The following is a 15,185-nucleotide window of genomic DNA, read 5'->3' on the forward strand; positions in this document are numbered from 1 at the left end:
CCTCCTGTTGAGTAAGTCTTTCCTCCCATGGCGCGGTTCATTTTTATCACCGGCGGCGTGGTCTCCTCCCTTGGCAAAGGTTTGATGGCGGCTAGCCTCGCGGCTCTGTTGCAAGCGCGGGGTTATCGCGTTCGCATCCGGAAGTTCGATCCCTATCTGAACGTCGATCCGGGCACGATGTCGCCCTATCAGCATGGCGAGGTCTATGTGACCGACGACGGGGCCGAAACCGACCTCGATCTCGGCCATTATGAACGCTTTACCGGGGTTGCGGCGCGGCAGAGCGACAATGTCACTTCGGGCCGCATTTATCAGCAGATCATCACCAAGGAGCGCCGCGGCGATTATCTGGGCGCGACGGTGCAAGTCGTTCCGCACGTCACCGATGCGATCAAGGCTTTTGCGCGCGCCGATATCGACGATCTGGATTTCGTGCTGTGCGAGATCGGCGGAACCGTCGGCGATATCGAATCGCTGCCGTTCATCGAAGCGATCCGCCAGCTCCGGAACGAAGAAGGCCGCGACAAGACGCTTTCGGTCCATGTGACGCTGGTGCCCTATATTGCGGCCGCCGGCGAACTGAAGACCAAGCCGACCCAGCATAGCGTGCGCGAACTGGCGTCGCTGGGCGTGCAGCCCGAAATTTTGCTGTGCCGCTGCGAAAAGCCGCTCCCCGACAGCGAGCGCGCGAAAATCGCGCAATTCTGCAACGTCCGCAAGGAAGCGGTCATCCCCGCACTCGACGCGGACAGTATTTATTCGGTGCCGGTCCAATATCATGGCGAAGGTCTCGATACCGAAGTGCTGCGGCATTTCGGCATCCATGACGCGCCCGATCCCGACCTGACGCGCTGGTACGACATCATGGATCGCAAACAGCACCCCGAGGGTGAGGTGACGATCGGCGTCGTCGGCAAATATGTCTCGCTGCCCGATGCGTATAAGTCGCTGAACGAGGCGCTGGTCCATGGCGGGCTGGCGCACCGGGTGAAGGTCAATATCCGCTGGCTCGACGCGGAAATCTTCGAGCAGGAAGAGGAACTGGCCGCAAATCTTGAGCCGATGCACGGCATTCTCGTGCCCGGCGGGTTCGGTGAGCGCGGATCGGAAGGCAAGATCGCCAGCGTGCGCTTTGCGCGCGAACGCGGCGTGCCTTTCTTCGGCATCTGCCTCGGCATGCAGATGGCGTGCATCGAGGGCGCGCGGAACACGAGCGGGATCGAAAAGGCGTCGAGTACCGAATTCGGTCAGACCGACGAGCCGATCGTCGGCCTGATCACCGAATGGATGAGCGCCGAAGGCCTGCAAAAGCGCGGCGCCAACACCGATCTGGGCGGAACGATGCGGCTGGGGGCTTATGAGGCCAAGCTGTCGCCGAATAGCCATGTCGCAAGCGTTTATGGCGCGAACGACATCAGCGAGCGCCATCGTCATCGTTACGAAGTGAACGGCGCCTATCGCGAGAGCCTCGAAAAGGGCGGGTTGGTATTTTCGGGCATGTCGCCCGATGGCATGCTGCCGGAAATCGTTGAGCGGCCCGACCATCCGTGGTTTATCGGGGTGCAGTTCCATCCGGAACTCAAGTCCAAACCCTTCGATCCGCATCCTTTGTTTGCGGGGTTCATCGAAGCGGCGGTGAAGCAGAGCCGCCTCGTCTGAGGCGGGGTGACAGGGAAGCACAGGGTCATGGATCACGCGAAACTCGCCGCATTGCAGGGCCCCGACAGCATTTTTTCCGGCCTTAGCCTTCAGGACTGGGCGGACCTTGCGGGTCGCGCCGTGCAGGTCAATTTCACGAAGGGCAAGGAATTGCTCAGTCAGGGTGATGCCGGCGACAGCCTGCTGATCCTGACCGAGGGCAGCGCGCGGGTATCGATGCTGAGCCCCCATGGGCGCGAAATTGTGCTGGCCTATGCCGAACCCGGCGCCGTGCTGGGCGAGATTGCGCTGCTCGACGGCGGCGAGCGCACCGCTTCGGTCATCGCGACCGGCGCGGGTGCGGCGCTTCAGCTTGGTCGTAATGCGCTGCGCGATTTCGCCGCGAGTCATCCCGATTTCGCCTGGTCGCTGATGCAGCAGCTTGCCCGGCGGCTTCGCACCGCCGACCAGACGATCGAAAGCGACCGCGCCTATGCCTCGGGCCCGCGTCTTGCGCGCTATTTGAAGCGGCTGATCCGGCAGGACGTCGAAGCAACGCACCGCGTCGAATTGTCGCAGACCGAACTGGGCAATTTCGCGGGCATGAGCCGCGAGCATATCAATCGCCAGCTCAGGAGCTGGGAAGAGTCGGGGGTTATCTCGCTCGAGCAGGGGCGCGTGCGCGTTCTCGATACGGATATGCTTGAGGATATCAGCGAATCCGAGGGGTGATGGCTGGCCGTTAGCGGCCAAAAGTCGACCTCGCCTGACTCGTCATCCCGGACTTGATCCGGGATCCACAGCAGCATCGAAGTCATGGACCCCGGATCAAGGCTGTCCTGAGCATGTCAAAGGGGCCGGGGTGACGAAATGGAAATGGCAGCTCACCGACCGATTGTTGACGCCTAATTTCCGTCACCCTGGGCTTGACCCGGGGCCTGCCTTATTTTTCGCCGCTGGAAAGTAGGAAGGCGGGGCCCGGGTCAAGCCCGGGATGACGCAGGGCTGGAATCGACCGATTGCGGACACGTGCCAACTCCATTACCTTAATATGATGCACAAGGCGCTATTGCTCATCGCAGCCGTCGCAGCGTTGAACGCATGCAATGCGGCAGACACGCGCGCAAAGCGGCTGGCGGCCATAGAAGAAGTTGAAAGAGCGTGCCGCATACCTAAAGGCACTATTGATCGAATGGCAGCGGATGAACCAGCAAGCGAAGGACAATCTTGCGATCCAATAAAGAAACAATGCCAACAAAGTCGTTTTATTCACTTGGGCAATGCTAATTTTGAACCGAATCTCTTATGTCGTTTCTCCTGTATTAAAGGTTACAGATCTAGCGACGGATATAATTTCGGCCTTTATCTCCATAGCATAAATGTCAGAGACGAACCTCAGACCGATAATTGTTGATCCGGCCAGAGATTGCTGACGCGACAATTACGTAAAAGCTTGAGAGTCCGCTTCCCACCCCAAAGCCGACATCTTCCGACTGCCGGCCCCGGAATCACAACGCCCGGGCCTCTTGCGAGACCCGGGCGCCTGTGACGAACTTCGCCATCCCCCTTTTGCGCAGGTCAGGCGAATGACCATGCACTCCCCAGAACCGGGCCTTTCGCCGCGTGATCCAGAAGCAGATGGGCTAGGACGCCGATGGGGGTTTGTCACCCTTCCGCAAGCGTCGGGTCATGCTTTTGCCGGGTGCTGTGGCCATCGGGCAACAGATTTTGCGAATCGTTCGCAAAATGCTTCGCGGGCCGCCCCATTGCCAGCCCCGTCCTGTCTCCCTAAAGCAGCGACATGACCGCAATGCGCATCGCGCCCCAAAGGCCGCCCGCTCCATGATCCTGCGTCCCTATGAGCGCACCATCTTCAAACGCTATATGCTCCCGCAGCGCGGCGAAGGTTTCATCTTCGTCGCAGCGGCGTTCAGCTTTATCGCCGTGACGCTGGGCGTCGCGGCGCTGGTGATCGTGATGAGCGTGATGAACGGCGTTCGCGCCGACCTGTTCGACAAGATCGTCGGGCTGAACGGCCATGCGGTGGTTCAGGGCTTCGGCGGCCGGCTTGACGACTGGCAGGATGTGCTCAAGCAGGCAAAGGCGACCCCCGATGTGGTGTCGGCGACCCCGCTGATCGAACAGCCGTTGCTCACGACCTTCAATGGCCGGGTCGAGGGGATTTTGGTGCGCGGGATGACCGTGGCGGATATTCGCAAGAATGAAACGCTGGGCGGCAAGGTGCTGCAGGGCAGCCTCGATACGCTGACCGCCCATTCGGGCAATGTCGCGATCGGGACCGAACTGGCCCGCAATATTGGTGCCAGCGTCGGGTCGAACATCACGATCATCAATCCCGCGGGACGATCGACCCCGTTCGGGACGGTGCCGCGCGAGATCAGTTATCGCGTATCGGCGGTTTTCGAGATCGGCGTCTATGATTTCGACAAGGCCTATGTCGTGATGCCGATGGAGGATGCGCAATTGCTCCTCCTCACCGGCGATCAGATCGGGATGATCGAGGTCAAGGTGACCGATCCCGACAAGGTGGGCGAAATATTGAAGCCGCTGGCCGAAAAAGTGGCGGCGCAAGCGGTGATTTCGGACTGGCGATCGATGAACTCCAGCCTGTTCGAGGCGCTGTCGATCGAGCGCGTTGCGATGTTCGTCATCCTTTCGCTGATCGTACTGGTCGCGGCGTTCAACATCGTGTCGTCGCTGATCATGCTGGTGCGCGCGAAGACGCGCGACATGGCGATCCTGCGCACGATGGGCGCCCCGCGCGATTCGGTGATGCGCATCTTCATGGCGATTGGCCTGTCGATCGGTATTGCGGGCACGATCATGGGGATGATCTTCGGTTTTGGCCTGCTCTATTTCCGGCAAGGCGTGCTGCGCGGGGTCGAGTTTCTGACCGGGCAGCCGCTGTGGGATCCCTCGATCCGTTTCCTCACCGAACTGCCGTCGAAGCCCGATCCGTTCGAAATTACCGGAATTGCGGTGATGGCGGTCGTTTTCAGTTTCCTCGCGACGCTTTACCCGGCGCTGAAAGCGGCGAATACCGATCCGGTGCAGGTGCTGCGTTATGAGTGACAATATTCTCGAGCTTCGTGCGCTGAAGCGCAGCTTTACGCAGGGCGACGTCACGATTGACGTGCTGCGCGGGGTAGATGCCCATCTGAAGCGCGGTGAGATTGTTGCGCTGCTCGGCCCTTCGGGCTCGGGCAAGTCGACGATGCTGCAAGCCGTGGGCCTGCTCGAAGGCGGGTTTCAGGGTAGGATCATGATCGACGGCCACGACGTCACGCAATATGATCAGGGTGAGCGGACGAAGACCCGGCGTGAGAAGATCGGCTTCGTCTATCAATTTCATCATCTTCTGCCCGATTTCAACGCGATTGAGAATGTCGTGCTGCCGCAGCTCATCCGCGGCGCCGGGCAGGCCGATGCCGAGGAACGCGCCGCCGACTTGCTCGGGCGGCTGGGACTGGGCGAGCGCCTGCATCACAAGCCGAGCAAGCTGTCGGGCGGCGAGCAGCAACGTGTCGCAGTCGCGCGCGCACTGGCGAACCGGCCTTTGCTCGTCCTCGCCGACGAGCCGACAGGCAATCTCGATGAGGCGACCGCCGACCGTGTTTTCGACCAGTTCGTCAAACTGGTGCGCGATCATGGCTCGGCGGCGCTGGTCGCGACCCATAACGAACGGCTTGCGGCGCGGATGGACCGTGTGCTGCGCTTGCACGACGGGCATATCGCGGCGTAGGCTGCGCCCAAACAGCGGAAGGGGGAATTTATGGCGCTTTACGATCTTTCGGCACCGCTACCCGGCGGAGGCCGGCTATCGATGGCAGATTATCGCGGCAAGGTGCTGCTGATCGTCAACACCGCGTCGAAATGCGGCTTCACCCCGCAATATGAAGGGCTGGAGGAATTGTACCGCGACTATAAGGATCGCGGGCTGGAGATATTGGCTTTCCCGTGCAACCAGTTCGGCGCGCAGGAGCCGGGCGATGCTGCTGAAATCGCGAATTTCTGTTCGCTGACCTATGACGTCAGCTTTCCGGTGATGGCGAAGATCGACGTCAACGGCAGCGATGCCGATCCGATTTTCAAACATCTGAAGAGCGAAAAGACCGGACTGCTCGGCAGTGGAATCAAGTGGAATTTCACCAAATTTCTGGTCGATCGCGATGGCAAGACCGTGTCGCGCCATGCACCGACGACCAAGCCCGAGCAATTGCGCAAAGAGATTGAGGAGCTGCTGGGTTAACCCTTGGCAGAATCACCGCTGTCACTGTAGCGTCATCTGATGGCCTACAGCCCCTTTGTCCCCCTTCGCGTCTTCTCCAGTTTCACCATGCTGGAGGGGGCGATCGAACCGAAAGCGGTTGCGAAAGCAGCACGCGATCGGGGGTTTCCGGCGATCGCGGTCTGCGATCGTAACGGGCTTTATGGTGCGATGGCCTTTGGCGATGCGTGCAAGGCGGCGGGAATCCAGCCGATCGTCGGCACGCTGCTCAGCGTTGCGCGGCCCGGGCAGCGACTGGCGAGCGGCGCACCGCTGATCGACTGGCTGGCGCTCTATGCGCAGGATGAGGACGGCTATAATAATTTGTGCGCGCTGGTGTCGGCGGCGCATCTTGGCCGGCCGGTCGAGCAGGATCCGCATGTCACATTGTCCGACCTTGCCGGCAAGACCGATGGCCTGATCTGCCTGACCGGCGGCGGCGAGGGCGCGCTGGCCCGGCTTCTCGCTGGGGAACAGGCGACCGCGGCCAATGACTATGTCGAGCAATTGGAGGCGCTGTTTTCCGGGCGGCTCTATATCGAATTGTCGCGCCGCGGTGACGCGGCGGAAATGGCCGCAGAAAAAGCGCTGATCGACCTGGCTTATGCGCGTGCTCTGCCGATCGTCGCGACCAATCCCGCAAGTTTCGTCGAACCCCAATTCCACGCGGCGCATGACGCGATGCTGTGCATTGCGCAATCGGCCTATGTCGAGAGCGAGGACCGGCGCGTCAGCAGTCCCGAAGCCTGGCTGAAGCCCGCCGAGGCGATGGAGGATGCGTTTTCGGACCTCCCCGAGGCGATGCGGAATACGCTGGTCGTCGCGCAGCGCTGCGCCTTCATGGCGCCGAAGCGCGCGCCGATCCTGCCCAGCCTTGCCGGTGACCGCGAGGGCGAGGCGATGCAGCTGGCGCAGGACGCGCGCGCGGGGCTGGAGGCGCGGCTCGCGCATTATGACGATCTGAGTGAGGACGACCGGCAGGCTTACATCGAGCGGCTCGATTTCGAGGTCGGCGTGATCGTTCAGATGGGCTTTCCCGGTTACTTCCTGATCGTTGCCGACTTCATCAAATGGGCGAAGATGCACGATATCCCGGTGGGTCCGGGGCGTGGTTCGGGTGCGGGCAGCGTCGTGGCATGGGCGCTGACGATCACCGATCTCGATCCGCTCAAGCTCGGCCTGCTGTTCGAACGCTTCCTCAACCCCGAACGCGTGTCGATGCCCGACTTCGATATCGACTTCTGCGAAACGCGGCGCGGCGAAGTGATCCGCTATGTGCAGGAGAAATATGGCCGCGACACCGTTGCGCAGATCATCACCTTCGGTAAGCTGAAGGCGCGCGCGGTTCTGAAGGACACCGGACGCGTGCTCCAGATGAGCTATGGCCAGGTCGACCGGCTGGCGAAGCTGGTGCCGAACCATCCGACCGATCCGTGGACGCTCGATCGCGCGCTGAACGGCGTCGCCGAGTTGATGAGCGAATATAAGCAGGACGACGGGGTGCGCCGCCTGTTCGACATGGCGAAGCAGCTTGAGGGTCTGCCGCGTCACAGCTCGACCCACGCCGCGGGCGTGGTGATCGGCGACCGTCCGCTGGACCAGCTTGTCCCGCTCTATCGCGACCCGCGCTCGGACATGCCGGTGACCCAGTTCGACATGAAATATGTCGAGAGCGCGGGGCTGGTGAAATTCGACTTTCTGGGTCTCAAGACACTGTCGGTGCTGCGGGAGACGCGCCGCCTGCTCGCGCTGCGCGGGATTGATGTCGATCTCGATACCCTCGCGTGGGACGATGTGGGGGTTTACGAGCTGCTCCAGCGCGGGGAGACCGTCGGGGTGTTCCAGCTGGAATCCGAAGGGATGCGGCGCACGCTGTCGGCGGTGAAACCGACCAATTTCGGCGATATTATCGCGCTGGTCGCACTTTATCGGCCGGGGCCGATGGACAATATCCCGCTGTTCGGTGCGCGCAAGAATGGCCGCGAGGTTATCGCCTATCCGCATCCGTTGCTCGAAGGCATTCTTGCCGAAACCTACGGCATTTTCGTCTATCAGGAACAGGTGATGCAGGCGGCGCAGATTCTCGCCGGTTACAGCCTTGGCGGCGCCGATCTGCTGCGCCGCGCGATGGGCAAGAAGGTCCAGGCCGAGATGGACGCGCAGCGTGAAACTTTTGTGCAGGGCTGCGGCGAGCATAACCAGATTGCGCCCAAGGCCGCGAACGAACTGTTCGACTTGATCGACAAATTCGCAGGCTATGGCTTCAACAAGAGCCATGCGGCGGCCTATGCCCTGCTGTCCTACCAGACGGCGTGGCTGAAGGCGCATTATCCGCACGAGTTTTTCGCGGCATCGATGTCGTTCGACAGCCATCAGACCGACAAGCTTTCGATCTTCATCGACGATATGCGGCGGCTGGGGATCGATATCGCACCGCCCTCAATCAACGAGAGCGAGGCCGATTTCTCGGTCGGGCAGACGGGCGACGAGCTTGCGGTGCGTTTCGCCCTCGGCGCGCTGAAGGGCGTTGGCGAGAAGGCGATGGAGGCGCTGGTTGCCGAACGCAACGCCAAGGGCGATTTTGCAAGCCTCGACGATTTTGCCAATCGCATCGACCCCAAACAGCTCAATCGGCGCCAAATCGAGGCGCTGGCGGCGGCGGGGGCTTTTGATGCGATCGAGCCCGACCGGCCGCGCGCCTTTGCGGGATCCGAAAGCCTGCTCGCCTGCGCCAACTCCTCGGCGCGCGAACGCTCGACAGGGCAGGGCGGGCTGTTCGGCGGCGATGTCGATATCGCGCCGGTGCTGCAATTGCCCGCTGCCGAGCCGTGGACGCTCGCCGAGCGGATGACGCGGGAGAAGGATGCGTTCGGATTCTACTTCTCGTCGCATCCCGTCGAACAATATGAAGCGATCGTCGCGGCGCGCGGCGCGCGCAGCTATGGCGAGATTTGCAGCAACGTCGAAATGACGCCGGGAACGCGCATCCCGATGACGATGGCGGCGATGGTCGAAAGCGCGCGGCCGCGCGTTTCGCAGCGCGGCAATCGTTTCCTGAACCTGACGCTGTCGGACCGCAGCGGACAGTTCCAGTCGAGCTGTTTCGACGAGGGCGCGAGCAAGACGCTTGAAATGCTGGCGGAAGATGGCGGCTGCGCAATTCTGGCTGTCGAACTCGACCTGCTGGAAGGCGAGGAAACCCCGCGCGTGACTGTGCGTGGGGCCCAGCCACTGGCGGAGATTGCTGCGACCGCGCTGTTGGAACTGCGTTGCCGGGTCGAATTGCCGGGCGCGATCGACGACATGCGAAAGTTGCTGGAGCGGCGTGATGATGCGCGCGGGCGGGTGTTCATTGTTACCGGTGATCCCGCGACCGAAGAGGATATCATACTGGACCTGGGCCGCGGCTTTGCGCTCGGGCCCGATGCGGTCTCCCGGCTCGAAATGGTCCCGGGTATCACCGAAGTGGGCCTGTCGCTGTCGACGCCGCGCGAATTCCGGGTTCGCTGAGGCTATGTCCGCGACGATCGCCGGTTCCTGTTTGTGCGGCGTGGTCCGGTTCGAGATTGCGGGGGCATTCGAGGCATTTTTCCTCTGTCATTGTTCGCGCTGCCGGAAGGATAGCGGATCGGCGCACGCGTCGAACCTGTTCTCGACGACGGCGAGCATCACATGGCTGGCGGGGCAGGACCGGGTTCACTCCTATCGGCTGCCGGACACGCGCCACCAGAGGAGCTTTTGCAGGGAATGCGGGTCGGCGCTACCGAGTCACCAAATGGAGGGCGCGCTGCTGGTCGTTCCGGCGGGAAGCCTCGATACCGCGATCGACATCCGGCCGACCGCGCATATCTGCTGCGATGCCCGCGCGGAATGGGACGCGGATTTGGACAATATTCCGCGAATGGACGGTCTTCCGGGCTGATAGCGGACCTTTTCCTTCTTTGGTCTTGCACTTGATACGGTCCCGATCCTATTCCGAAAGGAAACACAGAAGAGGGATGCCAAATGTCGGGAATGCAAGGCCAGCCGCTGCTCGTAACGAGTCTGATCGATCACGCGGCGCGCGAGCATAAGGACCGCGTGATTGTTTCGCGCTGGGCCGACGGCAGCCAGACGCGCACGACATGGGGTGAGGTTGGGCATGACGCGCGCCGTTTCGCCGCCGCTCTGACCCGGTTGGGGATGGTGAAGGGCGACCGGGTTGCGACGCTGGCGATGAACCATGGGCATCATCTGGTGAGCTGGTACGGAAGCGCCGGAATGGGCGGTATTCTCCACACCGTGAACCCGCGACTGTTCGACGAACAACTCGTCTATATCGTCAACCATGCCGAAGACCGGGTGCTGTTCCTTGACGCCGCTTTCCTGCCGATTATCGAACGGCTGCGCGACCAGTTGCCGACGGTCGAGCATTTTGTCCTGTTCGACGCCCCGGCGCGGGAAGGATATCTGTCTTATCGCGACCTGATCGATGCCGAGGACGGCAGCTTTCAGTGGGTCGAACTCGACGAGCGCGATCCCGTGGGGCTTTGCTACACCAGCGGGACGACGGGCAATCCTAAGGGCGTGCTGTATGAGCATCGCTCGAACGTTATTCATGCGATCACCGAGATTCAGCCCGACGTGTTCGGCATGTCAAATCGCAGCGTCATTCTGCCGATCGTGCCGATGTTCCATGCCAACAGCTGGGGCATTCCCTTTGCCGCTGCGACAGTCGGCGCAAAGATTGTTTTCTCCGCTACCAATGAAGCCCAGGTCTTGTGCGACCTGATGCAGCAGGAAGATGTCACCCACAGCGCGGGCGTCCCGACCGTCTGGATCGCGATGTTCGCGCATATGGACGCGACGGGCATCGGCTATGGCAAGCTGGAGCGCGTCATCATCGGCGGGTCGGCGGCGCCGCGCGCGATGATCGAGCGTTTCATGAAGGCGGGGATCGTCGTGGGCCATGCGTGGGGGATGACCGAAACCAGCCCGATCGGGACGATGGGCAAGCGCCCGTGGAACTGGGATGCGATGAGCTTCGACGAGCAGGTTGATGTCGTCTGCCGCCAGGGCTGTCCGCCCTTTGGCGTAGAGCTGCGCATCGTCGACGACGAAGATCAGGTCCTGCCGCGCGATGGCGTGACCAGCGGGCGGCTGCAATGCCGCGGGCCATGGATCATTCAACGCTATTTCCGCGCCGATGACGATGCCGCCGACGCCGAGGGCTGGTTCGACACCGGCGACGTCGCGGTGCTGCACCCCGACGGGGTCATGCAGATCACCGATCGCGCAAAGGATGTGATCAAGTCGGGCGGCGAATGGATCAGCTCGATCGAACTGGAAAACGCTGCAGTTGGCGCGCCGGGGGTACAGGAAGCCGCAGCAGTGGGCGTCTATCACCCCAAATGGGACGAACGGCCGGTGTTGCTGATCGTCAAGAAGCCGGGCGTCGAGGCGAGTGAGGCTGCAATCATCGACTATCTGCAAGACAAGGTCGCGAAGTGGTGGCTGCCCGACGAGGTCGTGTTCGTCGACGCGCTGCCGCACACCGCGACGGGCAAGATTTTGAAGCGCCAGTTGCGCGACGATTATAAGGATTATCAGCTGAAGTCGTTGGCGGAGGCGTAGGAAAAACCGTCGCTATTTGACGTTTATTGTCATTGCGAGGAGCGTAGCGACGAAGCAATCTCCAGCTATCGGCCAGAGCGGAGCTTGATAGCTGGAGATTGCTTCGCTTCGCTCGCAATGACGATTATTGGCAGGCCGTGACGGGCTGTCAGAACAGCTCCATCTGTCTGTCGCGTTCGGGGGGCCTGAACAGGTCGTTGCGGATTTGTGGAAAGCTGCGGTCCATCCCGTTCGCCTTTGCCGCGCGTTTGACGCGGATGCGGATCAGTTGGGCCCAGACGCCGTGGCCTTTCATCCGCGAAAAGAAATTCGGATCGTTGTCGCGGCCGCCCCTGATATCCTGCACCATGTGCATGACCTTGTCGGCGCGGTCGGGATAGTGGGCGGCGAGCCACGCGCGGAACAATGGGGCGACTTCGTGCGGCAGGCGCATCAGGATATAGGAAGCGCGGATTGCGCCGGCTTCGGCTGCTGCGGCCATGATCGCCTCAATTTCGTGATCGGTGATCGCGGGGATAATCGGCGAGATGTTGACCTGCGTCGGCACCCCGGCGTCGATCAGCTTGCGGATGGCTGCGAGGCGGCGGCGCGGGTGCGGGGCGCGGGGTTCGAGCGTGCGCGCGACGGCGGGATCGAGCGTGGTGACCGAGATGGCGACACCGACCAGATGGTCGCGCGCCATGTCGGCGAGCAGGTCGATGTCGCGCAATATCCGGTCGGACTTGGTGGTGACGATCAGCGGATGGCGCGTTTCCGCCAGCACCTCGATTATTGCGCGGGTGATGCCCCATTCACGCTCGACCGGTTGATAACCGTCGGTGTTGGTGCCGATCGCGATCGGGGCGGCGGTGTAGCCGCGTTTGGCGAGTTCGGTGCGCAGTAGCGTCGCGGCGTCTGGTTTGGCGAAGAGCCTGCTTTCGAAATCGAGTCCCGGCGACAGGTCATGGAAGGCGTGAGTCGGGCGCGCAAAGCAATAGATGCAGCCATGTTCGCAACCACGATAGGGGTTAATCGAGCGGTCGAAGCTGATGTCGGGGGACTTGTTGCGCGAGATAATGGTCTTGGGGTTCTCGACGGTGACGGTCGTGCGCAACGGGGTTGCCGTGCCGTCGATGTCTTCCGCCGCGTCGAGCCAGTCGCCGTCGGCAACGCGTTCGGCCGATCCGGTGCGGGTCGGGCGCGGGTTCGACGGGGCGCCGCGGCCGGTGATCGGGGGCAGGGGCTTGGTTGGTTCCACCGGCGGACAATATCGCACCGGATAGAACAAATAAAGAACAAAACGTCGTCGCCCCCGCGAAGGCGGGGGTCGCCATCGGCCTTGCTCCAGGTTGTCAGCGGCCTCCGCCTTCGTGGGGGCGACGTTTACGACTCCATCAAACGCGGCATCAGTTCGACGAAATTGCACGGGCGGTGGCGACTGTCGAGCTGGGTCGCCAAAATGCCGTTCCATGCGTCCTTGACCGCGCCCGTAGAGCCGGGGAGGGCGAAGATATAGGTGCCGCGGGCGACCACGGCGCAGGCGCGCGACTGGATCGTCGACGTGCCGATGCTCTGATAACTGAGCCAGCGGAACAACTCGCCGAACCCCGGGATATCCTTGCCGTCGAGGCGGCGCAGCGCCTCCGGCGTCACGTCGCGGCCGGTGAGGCCGGTGCCGCCTGTGGTGATCACGACATCGACCTCTGGATCGTCGATCCAGTTGTGGAGCCGCGAAACGATCAGGTCGGCCTCGTCGCGGATGATCGCCCGCGCGGCGAGAATATGGCCCGCGTCGGTCAGCAACGATTCAAGTGTGTCGCCCGATTTGTCCTCGGCTGCGGTGCGGCTGTCCGAAATCGTCAATATGGCGATGCGGACGGGCTTGAACGTCAGACTCTGGTCAATCGGCATTCGAGAGGCTGCCGGCGTAGGACAGGCGCGTCCGTTCCTTGCCATCGGGGAAGCGCGGCCATTTGCCCTGCGCCAGCGCAGCGCGGCTGACTGACGGCTTGCCCTGCTGCGCTTCGTACATCCAGTAATTGCGAAGCACGATGCCGACATAGCCGCGCGTTTCCCAATAGGGGATCGATTCCATATAGAGCAGCGGGTCGCCGCCGTCGCGGATTTCGGTCTGCCAGCGGGCAACGGGGGCGGGGCCGGCGTTGTACGCTGCGATCACCTTGGGCAGAAGTCCGCCGGTTGCGGATTCGCGGCTGAGATACTGCAGATAGCTCTGCCCGAAATCCATGTTTACTGCGGGAATGCGCAGATCGCCGGTGCCGCTGTCGCCGCGCCAGCGCGCCACATCGCGCGCGGTGCCCGGACGGACCTGCATCAGGCCGAAGGCGCCTGCGGGGCTGACGACGGTGCGCTGGAAGCGCGATTCCTGAAGCGTGTGGGCGAAGACGAGCGCAGGGTCGACTTTCCACCCGCCATTGGGTTCCCATTTCGGCTGCGGATAGCGGGTCTGCGCACCGGGTTTGCGGCCCTGCGGGGTGTTGTGCGCGAGATAAAGCTGCGTTTCGGGCAGGCTCAGAGCGCCCGCCATGGCGATCAGCTGGGCATGCTGGTCGCTCCGGCCGATGCGGGCCTGATGGCGCAGCAGATCGCCGGCATATTTATCCTCGCCGATTTCAGCGAAGCCCATTGCGGCGCGGACGTTCGGCAGATCCTCGAGCGCCCGCCAGGCGCGGCGGTCGGCGCGGACGCTTTCGCGCTGGCTGATGCCTTCCTGTCCGAGCATTTCGGCCGCAAGCAGGCCGTAGAAGGTTTCCTCATTGGCCGCGGCGGCGCGCAGGCGCGGCTGGACCGATGCGGGCTGCCCGGCGGCAGTCGCGGCGCGGGCGGCCCAATAATGGGCGGCGGCGCGCAATTCGCTATCCGGGGCCTCCTTGGCGACGCGATCGAAGGCCGCGAGCGCGGTGCGATAATCATGCAGGCGCCACGCGGCGAGCCCCTGCACCCACGCACCCTGTGTCGCCCAGGCGCTGCGCCCCTCGGTGCAGGCGAGTGCGAGACGCAGCGCATTATTATCGTCATTCTCGATATAATAGGACCATGCGATCTTCTGCCGCCATTCGTCGCGCGAATCGGGCGACAAACGGTCGATGACGTTGTTCAGCAGCGCTTCTGCGCCCGCCGGGTCGTCATTCTTGATGCGGTCGGGAATCGAACTGGCAAGGCCGGCGGCGAAGGGGTCGCCGCTGACCGAGTCCGCCCCTATCCGCCGCGGCGCGCTTCCGGCCCAGTCCAGCCGTATCTGGGCGGGGAAGCTCGGCAGCTCGGTGGCACCGCGCTTGGCGGCGAGGCGGCCGAGTTGTTCGGCCTGCGGCAATTGCGGCGAGCGCGATAGGATCGGCATGATGTCGGCGACTTCGGCGCGCGGACTGTTCGCCGCGGTCAGCAGTTCGGCGCGCAGGAAATCGTTCAGCGGGCCATTGTCGGCGCCGTCCAGCAACGCCTTGGCATCGGCCCACCGCTGGCCGCGGATCGCGGTGATGACCTGCGTATAAAGCTGTTTCTGTTTCGACGAGAGGATGTCGGGCACCGTCTGCGGTGCGGTCATAAGGTCGCGGTCGCCCACATCGGCCGCCATCGCGGGCATCGCAGCGATCGCGGCGGCGGCGATGGCGCACGAAAGAAGATTTCTGGTTGTTTTCATCATCTG

At 62.7% G+C, this 15,185-nt stretch carries 11 protein-coding genes; 8 read left to right on the forward strand and 3 right to left on the reverse strand.

What is annotated here, in order from left to right; genetic code table 11:
- Window positions 1-27 precede the first annotated feature (27 nt).
- From pyrG to ACSYDV_RS08455, 8 genes are all read left to right on the forward strand, one after another.
- The gene (pyrG, locus tag ACSYDV_RS08420; RefSeq protein ID WP_438323344.1) at window positions 28-1,659 is read left to right on the forward strand and encodes a CTP synthase; all 1,632 of its coding nucleotides are present in this window, start codon (window positions 28-30) and stop codon (window positions 1,657-1,659) included.
- Between the two features lie 27 nt (window positions 1,660-1,686).
- Window positions 1,687-2,370, forward strand: a complete 684-nt coding sequence (locus ACSYDV_RS08425; RefSeq protein ID WP_438323345.1) for a Crp/Fnr family transcriptional regulator — start codon at window positions 1,687-1,689, stop codon at window positions 2,368-2,370.
- 1,110 nt (window positions 2,371-3,480) lie between these two features.
- A complete protein-coding gene (locus tag ACSYDV_RS08430) occupies window positions 3,481-4,731 on the forward strand; it encodes a lipoprotein-releasing ABC transporter permease subunit (RefSeq protein ID WP_438323346.1) in 1,251 nt (416 codons plus the stop codon).
- The gene (locus ACSYDV_RS08435; protein ID WP_438323347.1) at window positions 4,724-5,401 is read left to right on the forward strand and encodes an ABC transporter ATP-binding protein; all 678 of its coding nucleotides are present in this window, start codon (window positions 4,724-4,726) and stop codon (window positions 5,399-5,401) included. The genes ACSYDV_RS08430 and ACSYDV_RS08435 overlap by 8 nt, the downstream gene beginning before the upstream one ends.
- A gap of 30 nt (window positions 5,402-5,431) precedes the next feature.
- Window positions 5,432-5,908, forward strand: coding sequence for a glutathione peroxidase (locus ACSYDV_RS08440; RefSeq protein ID WP_438323348.1), 477 nt, complete (start codon window positions 5,432-5,434; stop codon window positions 5,906-5,908).
- A 39-nt stretch (window positions 5,909-5,947) separates the two neighbouring features.
- On the forward strand, window positions 5,948-9,436 hold the full coding sequence (gene dnaE, locus ACSYDV_RS08445; RefSeq protein WP_438323349.1) for a DNA polymerase III subunit alpha: 3,489 nt from the start codon (window positions 5,948-5,950) through the stop codon (window positions 9,434-9,436).
- Window positions 9,437-9,440: 4 nt separating this feature from the next.
- A complete protein-coding gene (locus ACSYDV_RS08450) occupies window positions 9,441-9,848 on the forward strand; it encodes a GFA family protein (RefSeq protein ID WP_438323350.1) in 408 nt (135 codons plus the stop codon).
- A 92-nt stretch (window positions 9,849-9,940) separates the two neighbouring features.
- Entirely contained in the window at window positions 9,941-11,539 is a 1,599-nt protein-coding gene (locus ACSYDV_RS08455) for a long-chain fatty acid--CoA ligase (RefSeq protein WP_438323656.1), read from the forward strand.
- A 148-nt stretch (window positions 11,540-11,687) separates the two neighbouring features.
- On the opposite strand, the gene ACSYDV_RS08460 is transcribed toward ACSYDV_RS08455, so the two are convergent.
- The 3 genes from ACSYDV_RS08460 to ACSYDV_RS08470 all read right to left on the reverse strand — a co-directional run bounded on the left by ACSYDV_RS08460 (window position 11,688) and on the right by ACSYDV_RS08470 (window position 15,182).
- Entirely contained in the window at window positions 11,688-12,776 is a 1,089-nt protein-coding gene (locus tag ACSYDV_RS08460; protein WP_438323351.1) for a PA0069 family radical SAM protein, read from the reverse strand.
- A gap of 125 nt (window positions 12,777-12,901) precedes the next feature.
- The gene (gene moaB, locus ACSYDV_RS08465; protein WP_438323352.1) at window positions 12,902-13,429 is read right to left on the reverse strand and encodes a molybdenum cofactor biosynthesis protein B; all 528 of its coding nucleotides are present in this window, start codon (window positions 13,427-13,429) and stop codon (window positions 12,902-12,904) included.
- Complete coding sequence (locus ACSYDV_RS08470) at window positions 13,419-15,182, reverse strand: lytic transglycosylase domain-containing protein (RefSeq protein WP_438323354.1); 1,764 nt, start codon at window positions 15,180-15,182, stop codon at window positions 13,419-13,421. The genes moaB and ACSYDV_RS08470 overlap by 11 nt, the downstream gene beginning before the upstream one ends.
- Between the last annotated feature and the right edge of the window lie 3 nt (window positions 15,183-15,185).

It is taken from the genome of Sphingopyxis selenitireducens, assembly GCF_051550705.1.
GTDB lineage: Bacteria > Pseudomonadota > Alphaproteobacteria > Sphingomonadales > Sphingomonadaceae > Sphingopyxis.

Coding starts and splice junctions, on each gene's coding strand:
- pyrG (WP_438323344.1), top strand. CDS start 28: ATGGCGCGGTTCATTTTTATCACCGGCGGCGTGGTCTCCTCCCTTGGC.
- ACSYDV_RS08425 (WP_438323345.1), top strand. CDS start 1,687: ATGGATCACGCGAAACTCGCCGCATTGCAGGGCCCCGACAGCATTTTT.
- ACSYDV_RS08430 (WP_438323346.1), top strand. CDS start 3,481: ATGATCCTGCGTCCCTATGAGCGCACCATCTTCAAACGCTATATGCTC.
- ACSYDV_RS08435 (WP_438323347.1), top strand. CDS start 4,724: ATGAGTGACAATATTCTCGAGCTTCGTGCGCTGAAGCGCAGCTTTACG.
- ACSYDV_RS08440 (WP_438323348.1), top strand. CDS start 5,432: ATGGCGCTTTACGATCTTTCGGCACCGCTACCCGGCGGAGGCCGGCTA.
- dnaE (WP_438323349.1), top strand. CDS start 5,948: ATGGCCTACAGCCCCTTTGTCCCCCTTCGCGTCTTCTCCAGTTTCACC.
- ACSYDV_RS08450 (WP_438323350.1), top strand. CDS start 9,441: ATGTCCGCGACGATCGCCGGTTCCTGTTTGTGCGGCGTGGTCCGGTTC.
- ACSYDV_RS08455 (WP_438323656.1), top strand. CDS start 9,941: ATGCAAGGCCAGCCGCTGCTCGTAACGAGTCTGATCGATCACGCGGCG.
- moaB (WP_438323352.1), bottom strand. CDS start 13,429: ATGCCGATTGACCAGAGTCTGACGTTCAAGCCCGTCCGCATCGCCATA.
- ACSYDV_RS08470 (WP_438323354.1), bottom strand. CDS start 15,182: ATGATGAAAACAACCAGAAATCTTCTTTCGTGCGCCATCGCCGCCGCC.